This window comes from Pseudomonas sp. GW821-FHT09E04, assembly GCF_059416185.1.
Window position 1 is genome coordinate 226,800 of sequence record NZ_JBWKOR010000006.1, and the last position, 15,052, is coordinate 241,851.

13 protein-coding genes are annotated in these 15,052 nt (G+C 59.3%); 8 read left to right on the plus strand and 5 right to left on the minus strand.

Annotated elements, in window-relative coordinates:
* The first annotated feature begins 248 nt into the window (after positions 1-248).
* The 4 genes from secA to AC07N4_RS22720 all read left to right on the plus strand — a co-directional run bounded on the left by secA (position 249) and on the right by AC07N4_RS22720 (position 5,963).
* The gene (gene secA / locus AC07N4_RS22705) at positions 249-2,987 is read left to right on the plus strand and encodes a preprotein translocase subunit SecA (RefSeq protein WP_096818321.1); all 2,739 of its coding nucleotides are present in this window, start codon (positions 249-251) and stop codon (positions 2,985-2,987) included.
* Positions 2,988-3,109: 122 nt separating this feature from the next.
* A complete protein-coding gene (gene argJ, locus AC07N4_RS22710; protein ID WP_493066011.1) occupies positions 3,110-4,327 on the plus strand; it encodes a bifunctional glutamate N-acetyltransferase/amino-acid acetyltransferase ArgJ in 1,218 nt (405 codons plus the stop codon).
* 62 nt (positions 4,328-4,389) lie between these two features.
* Entirely contained in the window at positions 4,390-5,022 is a 633-nt protein-coding gene (locus AC07N4_RS22715; RefSeq protein WP_493066010.1) for a glutathione S-transferase family protein, read from the plus strand.
* Complete coding sequence (locus tag AC07N4_RS22720) at positions 5,019-5,963, plus strand: Nudix family hydrolase (RefSeq protein WP_493066009.1); 945 nt, start codon at positions 5,019-5,021, stop codon at positions 5,961-5,963. The genes AC07N4_RS22715 and AC07N4_RS22720 overlap by 4 nt, the downstream gene beginning before the upstream one ends.
* Positions 5,964-6,002: 39 nt before the next feature.
* On the opposite strand, the gene AC07N4_RS22725 is transcribed toward AC07N4_RS22720, so the two are convergent.
* From AC07N4_RS22725 to AC07N4_RS22735, 3 genes are read right to left on the minus strand one after another with little or no spacing between them, the layout of a single operon-like run.
* A complete protein-coding gene (locus AC07N4_RS22725) occupies positions 6,003-6,584 on the minus strand; it encodes a cob(I)yrinic acid a,c-diamide adenosyltransferase (protein WP_273538295.1) in 582 nt (193 codons plus the stop codon).
* Between the two features lie 3 nt (positions 6,585-6,587).
* Positions 6,588-8,624, minus strand: coding sequence for a sensor histidine kinase (locus AC07N4_RS22730; protein ID WP_102621271.1), 2,037 nt, complete (start codon positions 8,622-8,624; stop codon positions 6,588-6,590).
* Between the two features lie 45 nt (positions 8,625-8,669).
* Positions 8,670-9,587 (minus strand): putative 2-dehydropantoate 2-reductase, encoded by a 918-nt coding sequence (locus AC07N4_RS22735; protein ID WP_493066008.1) that lies wholly within the window; start codon positions 9,585-9,587, stop codon positions 8,670-8,672.
* A 140-nt stretch (positions 9,588-9,727) separates the two neighbouring features.
* On the opposite strand from AC07N4_RS22735, the gene AC07N4_RS22740 reads away from it, so the two are divergent.
* Both AC07N4_RS22740 and AC07N4_RS22745 read left to right on the plus strand, forming a co-directional pair.
* A complete protein-coding gene (locus AC07N4_RS22740; RefSeq protein ID WP_007951218.1) occupies positions 9,728-10,213 on the plus strand; it encodes a YajQ family cyclic di-GMP-binding protein in 486 nt (161 codons plus the stop codon).
* 138 nt (positions 10,214-10,351) lie between these two features.
* The gene (locus AC07N4_RS22745; RefSeq protein ID WP_493066007.1) at positions 10,352-11,191 is read left to right on the plus strand and encodes a mechanosensitive ion channel family protein; all 840 of its coding nucleotides are present in this window, start codon (positions 10,352-10,354) and stop codon (positions 11,189-11,191) included.
* Positions 11,192-11,312: 121 nt separating this feature from the next.
* Here the strand turns inward: AC07N4_RS22745 and AC07N4_RS22750 are convergent, their stop codons facing one another.
* A complete protein-coding gene (locus AC07N4_RS22750) occupies positions 11,313-12,659 on the minus strand; it encodes an OprD family porin (protein WP_493066006.1) in 1,347 nt (448 codons plus the stop codon).
* A gap of 878 nt (positions 12,660-13,537) precedes the next feature.
* Between AC07N4_RS22750 and AC07N4_RS22755 the strand changes: the two genes are divergently transcribed.
* Positions 13,538-13,963: an HIT family protein gene (locus AC07N4_RS22755; protein WP_102621323.1), complete on the plus strand. Its 426-nt coding sequence runs from the start codon at positions 13,538-13,540 to the stop codon at positions 13,961-13,963.
* Positions 13,964-13,965: 2 nt separating this feature from the next.
* Positions 13,966-14,172, plus strand: a complete 207-nt coding sequence (locus tag AC07N4_RS22760; RefSeq protein WP_096818305.1) for a SlyX family protein — start codon at positions 13,966-13,968, stop codon at positions 14,170-14,172.
* A gap of 83 nt (positions 14,173-14,255) precedes the next feature.
* On the opposite strand, the gene AC07N4_RS22765 is transcribed toward AC07N4_RS22760, so the two are convergent.
* Positions 14,256-14,858: a cold-shock protein gene (locus AC07N4_RS22765; RefSeq protein ID WP_096818303.1), complete on the minus strand. Its 603-nt coding sequence runs from the start codon at positions 14,856-14,858 to the stop codon at positions 14,256-14,258.
* Positions 14,859-15,052: the final 194 nt, after the last annotated feature.

Below are 15,052 nucleotides of genomic sequence, written 5' to 3' on the forward strand. Positions count from 1 at the left end.
CCATTGCTTTTGTCCCTGCTTTGCCCATTAAATCAACGACTAACTTCTGCCTCCAACGGCTTGAAGTTGAGCAAAACGCCCCTATTTTAAGTGAGCCCCGTCAAAGCGCAGTGCCAGCATCGTGGAATATCGCCACTTTCCTCACCACCGTTTCCGGGTAGAATGCTCGTTCGCATGCGGCCATGAGGGCTGCACGGGCGACTCACGGGGCCGCCCTCCATCCCTTTAGTGTGGAAGATCCTGCCGATATGTTTGCGCCTTTGTTAAAGAAACTTTTTGGAAGCAAGAACGAGCGTGAAGTCAAACGCATGCTCAAGACGGTGCAGCTCGTCAATGCCTTCGAAGAGAAGATGGTCGCCCTCTCGGACGATCAACTGCGCGCCAAGACCGCAGAGTTCAAGGACCGCATCGCCAAAGGGGAAACCCTCGACAAGCTGTTGCCGGAAGCTTTTGCGGTCGCCCGCGAAGCCGGCAAGCGTGTCATGGGCATGCGTCACTTCGACGTCCAGCTGATCGGCGGCATGACCCTGCATGAAGGCCGGATTGCCGAAATGCGTACCGGTGAAGGCAAGACCCTGGTGGGTACCCTGGGCGTTTACCTCAACGCGCTGTCCGGCAAGGGCGTGCACGTTGTGACCGTGAACGACTACCTGGCCCGCCGTGACGCCAACTGGATGCGTCCGCTGTATGAATTCCTCGGCCTGACCGTCGGCATCGTGACGCCGTTCCAGCCGCCGGAAGAGAAACGTCTGGCCTACGCCGCCGACATTACCTACGGCACCAACAACGAATTCGGGTTCGACTACCTGCGCGACAACATGGCGTTCAGCATGGAAGAGAAATTCCAGCGCGAACTCAACTTTGCCGTGATCGACGAAGTCGACTCCATCCTCATCGACGAAGCGCGTACTCCGCTGATCATTTCCGGTCAGGCCGAGGACAGCTCCAAGCTGTACATCGAGATCAACAAACTGATCCCGAAACTCAAGCTGCACGTCGAAGAAGTCGAAGGCGTCGTCACCCAGGAAGGCCACTTCACCGTCGACGAGAAAACCCGTCAGGTCGAACTCAACGAAGCCGGTCACCAGTTCATCGAAGACCAACTGACCAGCATCGGTCTGCTGGCCGAGGGCGAGAGCCTGTACTCGGCGCATAACCTGAGCCTGCTGACTCACGTTTACGCCGGCCTGCGTGCGCACAAACTGTTCAACCGCAACGTTGAATACATCGTGCAGGACGGTCAGGTCGTACTGGTCGACGAACACACCGGCCGTACCATGCCGGGTCGTCGTCTGTCCGAAGGCCTGCACCAGGCCATCGAAGCCAAGGAAAACCTGAACATCCAGGCCGAGAGCCAGACCCTGGCATCGACCACGTTCCAGAACTACTTCCGTCTGTACGACAAGCTGTCCGGCATGACCGGTACGGCCGATACCGAAGCGTTCGAATTCCACCAGATCTATGGTCTGCCGGTCATCGTGATCCCGACCAACAAGCCGTTGGCCCGTAAGGACTACAACGACCTGGTGTTCCTGACCGCCGAAGAGAAATACGCGGCGATCGTCAATGACATCAAGGAAAGCATGGCTGCTGGTCGTCCGGTGCTGGTGGGTACTGCCACCATCGAAACCTCCGAGCACATGTCCGCATTGCTCGTGAAGGAAGGCATCGAACACAAGGTTCTGAACGCCAAGTTCCACGAAAAAGAAGCCGAGATCATCGCGCAGGCCGGTCGTCCGGGCGCCCTGACCATCGCTACTAACATGGCCGGTCGTGGTACCGACATCCTGTTGGGCGGCAACTGGGAAGTTGAAGTCGCGTCGCTGGAAAACCCGACCCCTGAGCAGATCGCCCAGATCAAGGCCGACTGGCAGAAGCGTCACCAGCAAGTGCTGGAGTCCGGCGGCTTGCAGGTGATCGCGTCCGAGCGTCACGAATCCCGTCGTATCGACAACCAGCTGCGTGGCCGTGCCGGCCGTCAGGGTGACGCCGGTTCCAGCCGCTTCTACCTGTCGCTGGAAGACAGCCTGATGCGTATCTTCGCCTCTGACCGGGTGAAGAACTTCATGAAAGCCCTGGGCATGCAGTCCGGTGAAGCGATCGAGCACCGCATGGTGACCAACGCCATCGAGAAGGCCCAGCGCAAGGTTGAAGGCCGCAACTTCGACATTCGCAAGCAATTGCTCGAGTTCGACGACGTCAACAACGAACAGCGTAAAGTGATCTATCACATGCGTAACACGTTGCTGGCCGCGGACAACATCGGCGAGACCATCGCTGATTTCCGTCAGGACGTACTGAACGCCACCGTCAGCGCACACATTCCGCCGCAATCGCTGCCAGAGCAGTGGGACGTGGCCGGTCTGGAAGCGTCGATCGCCAGCGACTTCGGTGTGAAACTGCCGATCCAGCAATGGCTCGACGAAGACGATCACCTGTACGAAGAAACCCTGCGCGAGAAGCTGATGAACGAGCTGATCGCCGCGTACAACGAGAAAGAAGACCAGGCCGGTGCCGATGCACTGCGCTCCTTCGAGAAACAGATCGTGCTGCGCGTTCTGGACGACCTGTGGAAAGACCACCTGTCGACCATGGATCACCTGCGTCACGGCATCCACCTGCGTGGCTACGCCCAGAAGAACCCGAAGCAGGAATACAAGCGCGAGTCCTTCACGCTGTTCTCCGAGCTGCTGGATTCGATCAAGCGCGACTCGATCCGTGTGCTGTCGCACGTTCAGGTTCGCCGCGAAGATCCGGCCGAGGAAGAGGCGCGTCTGCGTCAGGAAGCCGAAGCGCTGGCCGCGCGTATGCAGTTCGAACACGCCGAGGCGCCAGGTCTGGAGCAGCCGGAAGCACTGGTCGGTGAAGAGGTCGATGTGGCCCTGGCTACCGCGCCGGTTCGCAACGAGCAGAAGCTGGGCCGCAACGAACTGTGCTACTGCGGTTCGGGCAAGAAATTCAAGCATTGCCACGGGCAGATCCAGTAAAACCCGTTTCAATCGCTGATATACCCGCGCCGCGACCGGCACCAGCCGTCGCGGCGTTTTGCCATTTACACCACCGTCACTACGCTTGGCGGTGCTGACATCATTGAGTAAGGAGCGCATTCATGGCTGTTGGTCTTGGTCCTTTGCCAACGTTGCACCCGGTTGCCGGTTTTGAACTCGGTATCGCTTCGGCCGGCATCAAGCGCCCTGGGCGCAAGGATGTCGTCGTGATGCGCTGTGCCGAAGGTTCCACCGTGGCGGGCGTGTTCACGTTGAACGCTTTCTGCGCCGCGCCGGTGATCCTGGCCAAGAAACGCGTGCAGAACGCTGTGCGCTACCTGTTGACCAACACCGGCAATGCCAACGCTGGCACCGGCGAGCCTGGCCTGGCCGCCGCTGAGCGCACGACCGCGAAACTGGCTGAACTGACCGGCGTGGATGCCAGCCAGATCCTGCCGTACTCCACCGGCGTGATCGGCGAGCCGCTGCCGGTCGAGAAGATCGAAGGCGCCTTGCAGGCCGCGCTGGACGATCTGTCGGAAAACAACTGGGAAGCGGCCGCCACCGGCATCATGACCACCGACACCTTGCCAAAAGGCGCCAGCCGCCAGTTCCAGCATGACGGCGTGACCATCACTGTCACCGGCATCAGCAAGGGCGCGGGCATGATCCGTCCGAACATGGCGACCATGCTCGGCTACATCGCCACCGACGCCAAAGTCTCCCGCGACGTGTTGCACAACCTGATGCTGGACGGCGCCAACAAGTCGTTCAACCGCATCACCATCGACGGCGACACCTCGACCAACGACTGCTGCATGCTGATCGCCACCGGCAAGGCTGCGCTGCCGGAAATCACCCGTGCCGAAGGCGAGCTGTTCGCCAAGCTGAAACAGGCCGTGTTCGAAGTGTGCATGGACGTGGCTCAGGCCATCGTGCGTGACGGCGAAGGCGCGACCAAGTTCGTGACCGTTGAAGTCAACGGCGGCGGCAATCACCAGGAATGCCTGGACATCGGCTACACCGTGGCCCACTCGCCGCTGATCAAGACTGCACTGTTCGCTTCCGACCCGAACTGGGGCCGCATCCTCGCCGCTGTCGGCCGTGCCGGCGTGCCGGATCTGGACGTGAGCAAGATCGACGTGTTCCTCGGTGAAGTGTGCATCGCCAGCCGTGGCGCCCGTGCGGCGACCTACACTGAAGCCCAGGGCTCGGCGGTGATGCAGCAGGAAGAGATCACCATCCGTATCGAACTGGGTCGCGGCGATTGCAGCGAAACCATCTGGACCACCGACCTGTCCCACGAGTACGTGAAGATCAACGCCGAATACCGCACCTGATCCCTGCCGAAGAGGGAGGTCTGCGGGCCTCCTTTTCTTCTGTCCCATGAAAGGACCCGAACATGAGCCTTCACCTGATCATCGGCGACAAACTGCTTTCCTCCTGGTCCCTGCGCGCGGCACTGGCGCTTGAACTGACCGGCGCGCCCTACACCGAAGAGCTGATCAAACTCGGCAGGCCCGACACCCGCGAGCGCCTGCTCAAGCATTCGCCCACCGGCAAGGTGCCGCTGCTGACCACCGCACGGGGCACCATCGCCGACTCTCTGGCGATTGCCGAATACCTGGCCGAACAGTTTCCTTCCGAACAGCTCTGGCCGACTGATATCGCGGCCCGCGCTCAGGCGCGTTCTGCCTGCGCGCAGATGCACAGCGGTTTCTTCGCCATGCGCAATCATATGCCGTTCAACCTGAGCCACGACGCGCCGCTCAACCCGGTACCGCCGGAAGTGAAGGTCGATGTCGAGCGCATGCTCGCGCTGTGGGCTGAATGCCGTGCCGTGGCTACCGAGCCGGGGCCGTTCCTGTTTGGTCGCGTGTCGTTGGCGGATGCGTTCTTCGCGCCGATTGCCGTGCGTCTGCGCACCTATCAGGTGCAGTTGCCGGCCGTGGATCAGGCCTATGTTGAAACCGTTTACCAATGGCCAGCCTTCAAGGCCTGGCAAAAGGCAGGACTGGAGGAGTTGCAGTCGTGAAACGCGTACACGTCGCTGCTGCCGTCATCCGTGACGACAGCGGCAAAATCCTCATCGCCCGCCGGGCCGATACCCAGCACCAGGGCGGTCTGTGGGAATTTCCCGGTGGCAAGGTTGAGGCCGATGAGTCGGTTGAAACTGCGCTGGCCCGTGAACTGCACGAAGAGTTGGGCATTGTCGTCGGCGCTGCTCGCCCGCTGATCAAGGTTCGCCACGATTACCCCGACAAGCAGGTGTTGCTGGATGTCTGGGAAGTCTCAAGCTTCACTGGCGAACCCCACGGCGCCGAAGGTCAGCCATTGGCCTGGGTGTCGGCCAAGGAACTGGCAAATTACGAATTCCCGGCAGCCAACCAGCCGATCGTGGCGGCGGCGCGTCTGCCCGCTGAATACCTGATCACCCCGGAAGATCTGGAAACCCCGGCCTTGCTGCGCGGTATCCAGAAGGCTATTGCCAGGGGCATCAAGCTGATCCAGCTGCGTGCGCCCAATGGTTATGACCCGAAGTACCGCGATCTGGCGGTGGACGCGGTCGGCCTGTGTGCCGGCAAGGCGCAGTTGATGATCAAGGGCCCGTTCGAGTGGCTGGGTGATTTCCCGTCCGCAGGTTGGCACATTACCTCGGCGCAACTGCGCAAGTACGCGGCAGCGGGGCGTCCGCTACCGGCTGAGCGCTGGTTGGCAGCGTCCTGCCACAATGCTGAAGAACTGGCGCTGGCCGAGCAGATGGGCGTGGATTTCGTCACTCTTTCGCCAGTGCAGCCGACCCTGACTCATCCGGATGCGCAGCCGCTGGGCTGGGAGCAGGCTTCGACGCTGATCGAAGGCTTCAGCAAGCCGGTATTCCTGTTGGGTGGAGTCGGCCCGGCCGAGCGCGAGAAAGCGTGGAATGCCGGGGCTCAGGGTGTGGCGGGGATTCGGGCCTTCTGGCCTGAGGCCTGACTGGACATCTGAACACTCCCGCGCCAGGCGTGGGAGTGATCAGTTTTCGGGTTTTGCGGCGGGTTGCCACAGAATTTCAGCAATGCCCTGGCGCCGGGCAATCAGCCTCGCCGCCACAAACAACAGATCCGACAAGCGATTGATGTAAGCCAGGCCCACCCCGGCCAACGGTTCGATCGCATTCAAATGCTGGCAACGCCGCTCCGCACTGCGCGCCAGGCTGCGGCAGACATGCGCCTGGGCAATCAGCATCGAACCGCCGGGCAGAATGAAGTTTTCCAGCGGTCCCAATTCCTCGTTCCAGACATCGATGGCCGCTTCCAGCCGTTCGATTTCTGCCGTGTTCAGCGCCTGATATTCCGGCATCGCCAGCTCGCCACCGAGGTCGAACAAGCGGTGCTGACAGGGCGCCAACACGTCGATCAATTCATTCAGCCCTGGACAGGTTTCGCGTTCGGCGATCAACCCGGCCAGCAGCACGCCGACCTGACTGTTCAGCGTGTCGACCTCGCCAATGGCTTCGATGCGCGGGTGATCCTTGGGTACGCGGCGACCATCGCCGAGGCCGGTTTCGCCTTTGTCGCCGGTGCGGGTGTAGATCTTCGACAAGCGAAAGCCCATGGTTTACCTCGGTAGTTGATTGGTTTCTGCGGCGATGGGTGCAGGTTGCGTGAGCGGCAGGCGCAGGGTGAAGCAGGTGCCTTGTCCCGGTGCCGACTGCACTTCCATCTGCCCTTTGTGGTTGTTGGTGATGATGAAATACGACACCGACAGCCCGAGCCCCGTGCCCTGGCCGATTTCCTTGGTGGTGAAGAACGGCTCGAAGGTACGTTTGCGCACGTTCTCGCTCATGCCGATGCCGTTGTCCTCGACCTGTATCTCGGCCCACGGCGGATTGAGTTTGGTGCGCAGGATGATCCGCCCCGGCTCACTGTCGTCTTCGCGCAGGTGAATTGCCTGTGCAGCGTTTTTCAGCAGGTTGAGCAGCACCTGTTCAAGCTCGTTGGCGGTACCCGGGACCGGACCCAGCGCCGGGTCGAACTGACGGATGATCGCCTGCCCCTTGAAGTCGAAGCCGATCGCTAGGTCGAAGTCGTTGCCGGCAATATCCACCGCTTGATCGATCAGCGCCGGCAGGTCGCAAGGGGCCATCTGCCGGGTGCTGCGGCGGCTGAAACTGAGCATGTGGGTGACGATTTTTGCCGCCCTGGCACCGGCCTGCTGAATGCCGTCGAGCAATTGCGGGACTTCCCGGCCTTGCAGGTAGCGGTTCACGGTATCCAGTTCGATGCCCAGTTGTTCGGCCTGCTCGAGGTTTTTCGGCAGGTCGGGCGACAGACGCCGGCGAATGTTCTGCACGTTGTGCAGGATCGCACCCAGCGGATTGTTGATCTCGTGGGCCATGCCGGCGGCGAGGCCGCCGACCGAGAGCATTTTTTCCGACTGCACCATCATGTCCTCCAGCGAGAGGCGCTGGGTGATGTCGTCGATACGGATCACCACGCCGCGTCCGGCACCGCCCATCAGTGGATAAAACGTCAGGGCGTAATGCTTGGGCTCGTCGTCCTTGAACCAGGTCACCCGCTCGATTTTCGCTACGGTGTGTTGTTCGACGGTCTGCTTGAGCTGCGGCAGGAACGGCTTGAGCGGTTCGAACGCGAGGAAGATCGGCTGATTCAGCGCTTCGTCCAGCCGGGTGCCGGAGAGGGCGCTGGCCTCCTGGTTCCATTGCGTGACATAGAGCTGCTCGTCGAGGGCGATCAGCGCCGAGGGCATGGAGTCGATGATGCTGTTGAGGTAGTTCTGAAAACCCGTGAGCTTCTTCTCGATCTTGCTCCGCACCTGGACTTCCAGCTCCAGTTTGCGGTTGGTGTGGCGGGTTTCTTCGGCCAGCCCCTGCGCCTGATCGTAGGCGGCTTGCGAGTCATCGCGGGCGCGCTTGAGCTGCTGCTCCCGGGCCTCGATGCGTGAAAGCATGGTGTTGAAGGCCTCGGCCAGACTGCCGATTTCGTCGTGGTTGCCGCGTGAGGCGCGCAGGGCGTAGTTCTCCTCGCGGGTGACCTGGCGGGACAGTTCTTCGAGTTGATGGATCGGCCGGGTGATCAGGCGTTTGATCTGCCGGGCAATCACCAGCCACAGCAGTACGCTGAAGATCAGGATCCCCAGGCTCGCCGTCAGGGTGCCGGTGTAGAACGCCATCGGCAGTTCGCTGCTGGCCACCAGCAACAGATGACCCGGCGCAGTGCCGGGGCGGGGCAGGGTGATCAGCTGGTTGCTGCGAAACTCGGTGAGTTGCCAGGCTTCGATATGCCGGAAGCGCTCCGGCAGGTTGAGCTTGTCGCCGCGTTGTACTTGCGCAATGCGGTCGCCCTTGCCGTCATACAGGGCGGCAGCGCGCAGCGGCGAGTAACTGTCGAGTTCCTTGAGCAGGCGCTCGGCGCTTTGCGGTGACTGCAACGCTTCGGCGACCAGGCTCGGGTTCGATACCAGTCGGCCAATGGTCTGCAACGCCTGGGGCGCCATGCTTTCCTGGGAGATGTAATAGGCCGCGCTGATGAAGGTCAGGTTGGCGACCAGTAACACGGTGGTCAACAGCACCAGCAGGGCGGCCAGCAGTTTCTGGCCGACCGGCAGGTTTTCGAGGCGCTGGCGCAATGGCATCAGGTTTATCGCAGCAAAGGAACAAGTGGGCAGCGTAGCCGCTGCTCAGTCGACGGGCAATCCGAGACTGTGCAGATGCACGGTCAGGCGCTGCTGCAATTGCTTCAAATGCGGCAGGTTGAGCTGGTGCCTCTGCGCAACCTTGCAGGCATGACCCAGCAGGTAGCTGATCTCGGTGCGGCGTTTGCTGGCCACGTCCTGATACATGGACGAGAAATTGGCTGCGGTGGCCGAAATCACCCGTTCGACTTCCTGTTGCAGGTTGTCCGCCGCTGCTGGCTGGCCGCAACGCTCCAGCAATTCGGTCAGTTCGGCGCACAGCGTGGCGACTTCGCAGTGATGCTCCTGCAATCCACCGTTGCGGCAGTCGTGCAACACCGTCAGCGGATTGATCGCGCAGTTGAGCGCCAGTTTTCGCCACAGTCGGGTGAGGATGTCCGCGCTCCATTCATGAGGAATCTTTGCCGCTTCAAGATCATCCAGCCAGAACGGTGCCACGGGATGACCGGCATCGCCGAGCCAGGTGTAACCGTGGCCGGCAAAGACCACGCGCCAGTCGCCATCGCGAAACGCGCCTTCGGTGCTGGAGGCGCTGATGCAGCGGGCCTGCGGGACTTGCGCGGCGACCGCTTCCTGACTGCCGAGGCCGTTCTGCAAAAGAATCAGTTCTGCATCCGGCGCCAGGCGATGAGCGACGCCGGCCACGGCGCTTTCGGCGTCGTAGGCCTTGCACGCTACCAGCAGGCGGCGGATCGGTTCGGGACTGTCCGGTGTTTCACCAGGGATGGCGTAGCTGCTGGCCACGCCTTGTTCCACGAGGGTCAGGCCGCCCGCCGTCGCATAGTCATGCAAACGATCGATATCGCGCAGGATCAACCGGACTGGCAATCCGGCCCGGGCCAGACGCGTGGCCCAGAGTGTGCCGAGACTTCCGGCGCCGAGGATATGCCAGGGGGTGGACATCAGTTTTTCACTCGGTAAGGTACAGGCATGCAAGGCTCGCCGTGTCGGTGGGAAAAGACCCGTTATAATGAGCCCGATTTTAACCGCAAGCCAAGCGCGCCGCGTCCTGAACGAGCGCGCCTTTTTATTGGAGAGATTACATGCCGTCGTTCGACGTGGTATCCGAACTGGACAAACACGAACTCACCAACGCGGTCGAGAACGCCGTGAAGGAACTCGATCGTCGTTATGACCTGAAAGGCAAGGGCAGCTTCGAATTCAAGGAAAAGGACCTGACCGTCCACCTGACCGCTGAAGCCGATTTCCAGCTGGAAGCGATGATCGAGATCCTCAAGCTGGCCCTGGTCAAACGCAAGATTGACGTACAGTGCCTCGAAGTCAAAGACTCCTTCGCATCGGGCAAACTGATGAAGCAGGACGCCGTGCTGAAGGAAGGCATCGACAAGGAACTGGCGAAGAAGATCGTCGGCCACATCAAGGAAGCCAAGCTCAAGGTGCAGGCCGCCATTCAGGGCGAGCAGGTGCGTGTGACCGGCAAGAAGCGTGACGACCTGCAGGAAGCCATCGCTGCCTTGCGCGCCAAGGAATTCGGCATGCCACTGCAATTCAACAACTTCCGCGACTGAGCCATCCGAGTCGGGAACCTCTCGGCGTTTTCAGCGTCCGAGGCCCAAGCAGCGGCAGAAACGATTGAGCCCCCACAGGGCCGGTCGTTCTGCCGCTGATTTTTTCAGCCCGGGAAGCCGGCAATCAGGAGATAAAAGATGGATTTGAATGCTGAGGTAGACAACCTGGTCAAGGCGTCCCAGGCGTGGATTCCGATGATCATGGAATACGGCAGTCGTGTGCTGTTGGCGGTGATTACCCTGGCGATCGGCTGGTGGCTGATCAACAAGGTCACGCAAAAACTCGGTGGCCTGCTGGCTCTGCGCAATGCCGACCTGGCTTTGCAAGGTTTCATCAGCAGCCTGGCCAACATCATTCTCAAGGTGCTGTTGATCGTCAGCGTGGCCTCGATGATCGGCGTCGAGACCACTTCGTTTGTGGCGGCGATCGGTGCGGCCGGCCTGGCCATCGGCCTGGCATTGCAGGGCAGCCTGGCGAACTTTGCCGGTGGCGTGCTGATTCTGCTGTTCCGTCCGTTCCGTATCGGTGACTGGATCGAAGCGCAAGGCGTGGCGGGTACTGTCGACAGCATCCAGATTTTCCACACCGTGCTGCGTACCGGCGACAACAAGACCATCATCGTGCCGAACGGCAATCTGTCGAATGGCATCATTACCAACACCAACCGTCAGCCAACCCGCAAGGTTGTGTTTGATGTGGGTGTCAATTACGAAGCCGATCTGCAAAAGGCCCGTCAGGTGCTGCTGGATCTGGCCAAGGATGATCGCGTTCTGCAGGATCCGGCGCCGCAGGCTGTCATTTCTACCTTGGGCGATAGTTCGATCACTGTTTCCCTGCGGGTCTGGGTTAAAACTGCAGATTATTGGGATGTGATGTTCATGTTTAACGAACAATCCCGTGATCGTTTAAAGACTGCCGGCATCGATATTCCGTTTCCACAGCGTGTGATTCGTGTGGTTCAGGAATCGGCGGTGTAATGATAGGTTGCTAATTAATTGCCTGACTTGTTGGTCAGGCATTTATTACAAGTGACAGATAACAAAAAAGGCCCATCCGAAGATGGGCCTTTTTTTATGCTACCAAACTAACCACTGACGATTACAAGATGTTCAGTGGGTACTCGGTGATCAGACGGAACTCTTTCACGTCGCCTTCTTTCTCGTCAGAGTTGGCAACGTGCCAAGCCTGGCGAATACGGAAGGACAGGTCTTTTGCTGGACCGCTTTGAACCACATATTTGGCTTCAAAGTTGGTTTCGTGGTGCTTGCCATCTTCACCGTAGAGACCGGCGTAAGAGCTACCCGCTGGAGTGTGGGTACCGTCGATATCCCAGCCTTTAACGTAACGAACCATGAAGCTCAGACCAGGAACGCCATACTCGGCCATTTTCAGGTCGTAACGGGCTTGCAGGGATTTCTCGCCTGCACCGTTAAAGTCGGAGTACTGGATGGAGTTGGCGAGGAAGATCGAGTCGCCACCACGGTTGTTCTTGCCCACGCCGATGTAGTCGAACGGGGTGTCGCCGTTGACCTTCTGGAAGGCCAGGGTGAAGGTGTGCGCTTTCAGGAACGACAGCGCGGTTGCCAGCGAGAAGGCGGTGTTGCTGATTTCGCCCGCTTTGGCGCTACCGGTGTCGGTGGTGCGGTAGATGTTGAAGTCAGTGTTCAACGAAGTGTCACCACCGAATGGAGTGGTGAGGTTCACGTTCGCGTAGTACTGGTTCCAGATGTCTTCCAGCTTGGCGCCGTACAGGGATGCAGTCAGGTTGTCAGTGATGCCGTATTTACCACCGAAGTAGTCGATGTTTTTGGCTTCTACGCCTGCGTAGGTGGCGTAAAGGCCGCCTTCACGAGCGTTTTTGTCCTGGCTGGTAGCCGAGTAGAAGTGACCGGCTTCGAGATCGAGGTCTTTGATTTCACTGCTCTGCAGCTGGAAGCCACTGGCAGTTTGCGGCAGAACGCGGGAACCACCGACAGCGAACACTGGAGCAGTGCTTGGCTGCTGGTCGCCGATTTTCAGCTCGGTTTTGGAGATGCGGAATTTGATGGCTGCGCCGGCTTTGCCTTGGCTCTCATCAACGTCATGGGCATAACCGTTGGCTTTGACAGTATTGCTGCGGCTCATGTTACCGGTACCGGAAGTACCGTCACCGCCGTCCAGTTTGACCGCCAGGTAACCGAATGCATCGATACCGACGCCTACGGTGCCTTGGGTGTAACCGGAAGTGAAGTTGCCGAGGAAACCCTGGGTCCAGTCTTTCTGGTCGTGGCTGCCGTTCTTGTTGTCACGGTTGAAGTAGTAGTTCTTCAACGTTTCGGTCAGTTTGGCGTCTTCAACAAAGCCTTTGGCTTCAGACTGGTCACTAACAAACGGTGCGGCCGTAGCCAACTGAGTACTGGCTGCTGTAACGGCCAGTGCGATCATGCTCCACTTCATCACGCGCATCGTGATTTGCTCCTTTGGTTTTAGAAGAGTACTGCCGTCCCACCTGTTTTATTATCTGGGCGGCTCTTTCTTTTTGTGTCGGCGCAAACTTATATCACGCCGACAATGTTGGCGATACTTGCGCATACAACCTTTCATGTTCTTTACGACGCTGTCGCAAATGGCTTGGTTGATGTCGCAAATTCACAGTACCAATGCAGCCGGACTGACAACTTTATCGCTGTTTCTGGGCCTTTTTGCATCGGTAAAAAAGAGTCCCTGGCAAAACACTTGAATCTCCATCGGGCAACCCTGCCACTGTTTTTTTCGGGCTTTGAGCAACCACTTCCCGTGGCGTGCTCATAGCCCATATGAGTACGAATGCAACAAGCGTGCACAAACCGCAAAATTGATGCGGTTATTTTTCCATGGCCCCGCTCGCTGCTGTAAAAACCTTGTAAATACGGGCCCGCGCGCCCCTTTTTGATGAGGGTTGACGCGCTTGCTCGCTTGGTATTGCCTCGCGCGTTTTTGCGCATGACAACCAAAAACGTTACCGGTTCACCCTGTCAGTGAGTATTTGGCGGATGCCCGAGCCATTGAGCGTAGACGCACTGTACGGTTTTGGTGCAAATATTTTTTCTGGCTGTACTGAATTCAAACACTTGCACCCTGTCATGACCCTGAACGCGGTAGTGAGTCGCGGTCATTCCGGCGTGTTGCCTGGCTCGGTGGGTCTCGTGCTGGTGCGCGATCGCCAGAAATGTTCCATGTCGGGGCGCCGCTTCATCGTGAAGGGCAGGGCATTCGAAGGTATGCTGCCGTCCTGTCGTTTAGTGCGCCCTCCACCGGGCTGGCCCACTAAGCTGAATATTGTCGATCAGCCGGGAGTACACCCAGTGTTTGCTTTAGATTCACGACTTCAACAGGACACGCTGATCATCGGCGACTTCCCGCTCTGCCGGCTGCTGCTGTCCAACGACGCCAACTACCCCTGGTTCATCCTGGTACCTCGTCGCGACGATATCAGCGAGTTGTTTCAATTGGATGTCGCCGACCAGCAGCGTCTGTGGCAGGAAACCACAGCCCTGGCGGAGGTGCTCAAGGACTCGTTCGATGCCGACAAGATGAACGTTGCCACCTTGGGTAACGTTGTCAGCCAGCTGCACATGCATGTGATCGTGCGCAAACGTGATGATGCCGCATGGCCGGCGCCGGTCTGGGGCAAGCACCCCGCCAAACCTTACAGCGCCGATCAGGTAGCCGCGATCCGCGAGCGCCTGCGCCTGGTGCTGGACGACGATTTCAAGTTTCTGGAGGTTTGATCATGAGCCTGGAAGAACGCGTCAACGATCTGGAAAGCCGTCTGGCGTTTCAGGACGACACCATTCAGGCGTTGAACGACGTGCTGGTGGCGCAACAGAGGGTGGTGGAGCGTCTGCAGTTACAGATGGCCGCGCTGCTGAAGCGGCAGGAAGAAATGGTCGGCCAGTTCGGGTCCTTCGAAGAAGACGCGCCGCCGCCGCACTACTGAGCTTCTGCATTTTGTGTGGGCATGATCCTGTAAAAAAAGAAAACCGCGAACAGCCAGGCTGTTCGCGGTTTTTTCGTTTCAGATCAGCGACGCGGCAGGGCGGCGATCACGTCTTCAGCTTGCAGGCCTTTGTCACGGTTCATCACCGAGAACTCCACGCGCTGGCCTTCGACCAGAACGCGGTGGCCTTCGCCACGGATGGCGCGAAAGTGCACGAAAATATCATCGCCGGAATCCCGGGAGATAAAGCCGAAGCCCTTGGAGGTGTTGAACCACTTGACGGTGCCGGTATCGCGGTTGCTCATGTCGTAGCTTTGCGCGGCGGCGGCCGGTGAGGATTTATAGAAGCTGACGGCCAGGTGCACGGCCACGGCAACCAGAGCAATGACCAGGCTGAACAGCACAGCTGGCTGGCCGGCGATGACAGGCATCGGCGCGATCAGGGTCAGGGTTTGCAGGACGACGGTCAGTACCAGCAATGCGCTGACCAGATTTTGCAGATGCTGGCGCGGGCCTTTGTTCCAGTACGGGATCACTGGAGCGAGAACCAGGTTCAGCAGGCCGAAAAAGGCCAGGTAAAGTGCATCGGGTTGTTGCAGGTAAGGTACGGCTTCGGATCTCAAGCTAGGTATGAAGGACAGCAGCAAGGCTGCTGCGCCCATTAGCAGGTGGACGATTTTCAACATTTTTAATGACTCACGTTATGACGGCTCACAAGGAAGAGCTGAAGGCGCACGGTTCGCTTCGGAACAATAAGAGGCGTTGGACACGTGCCCGGCATCAGCCTATGCGCAACACCCGGAAAACAGGGCGTAGCGACACACTGCCTATTTAACAGTAAAGCCTGCAGCTACTCAAATAACGCCGGCCAGCGGCAGGG

Coding starts and splice junctions, on each gene's coding strand:
- secA (WP_096818321.1), top strand. CDS start 249: ATGTTTGCGCCTTTGTTAAAGAAACTTTTTGGAAGCAAGAACGAGCGT.
- argJ (WP_493066011.1), top strand. CDS start 3,110: ATGGCTGTTGGTCTTGGTCCTTTGCCAACGTTGCACCCGGTTGCCGGT.
- AC07N4_RS22715 (WP_493066010.1), top strand. CDS start 4,390: ATGAGCCTTCACCTGATCATCGGCGACAAACTGCTTTCCTCCTGGTCC.
- AC07N4_RS22725 (WP_273538295.1), bottom strand. CDS start 6,584: ATGGGCTTTCGCTTGTCGAAGATCTACACCCGCACCGGCGACAAAGGC.
- AC07N4_RS22730 (WP_102621271.1), bottom strand. CDS start 8,624: ATGCCATTGCGCCAGCGCCTCGAAAACCTGCCGGTCGGCCAGAAACTG.
- AC07N4_RS22735 (WP_493066008.1), bottom strand. CDS start 9,587: ATGTCCACCCCCTGGCATATCCTCGGCGCCGGAAGTCTCGGCACACTC.
- AC07N4_RS22740 (WP_007951218.1), top strand. CDS start 9,728: ATGCCGTCGTTCGACGTGGTATCCGAACTGGACAAACACGAACTCACC.
- AC07N4_RS22745 (WP_493066007.1), top strand. CDS start 10,352: ATGGATTTGAATGCTGAGGTAGACAACCTGGTCAAGGCGTCCCAGGCG.
- AC07N4_RS22750 (WP_493066006.1), bottom strand. CDS start 12,659: ATGCGCGTGATGAAGTGGAGCATGATCGCACTGGCCGTTACAGCAGCC.
- AC07N4_RS22760 (WP_096818305.1), top strand. CDS start 13,966: ATGAGCCTGGAAGAACGCGTCAACGATCTGGAAAGCCGTCTGGCGTTT.
- AC07N4_RS22765 (WP_096818303.1), bottom strand. CDS start 14,858: ATGTTGAAAATCGTCCACCTGCTAATGGGCGCAGCAGCCTTGCTGCTG.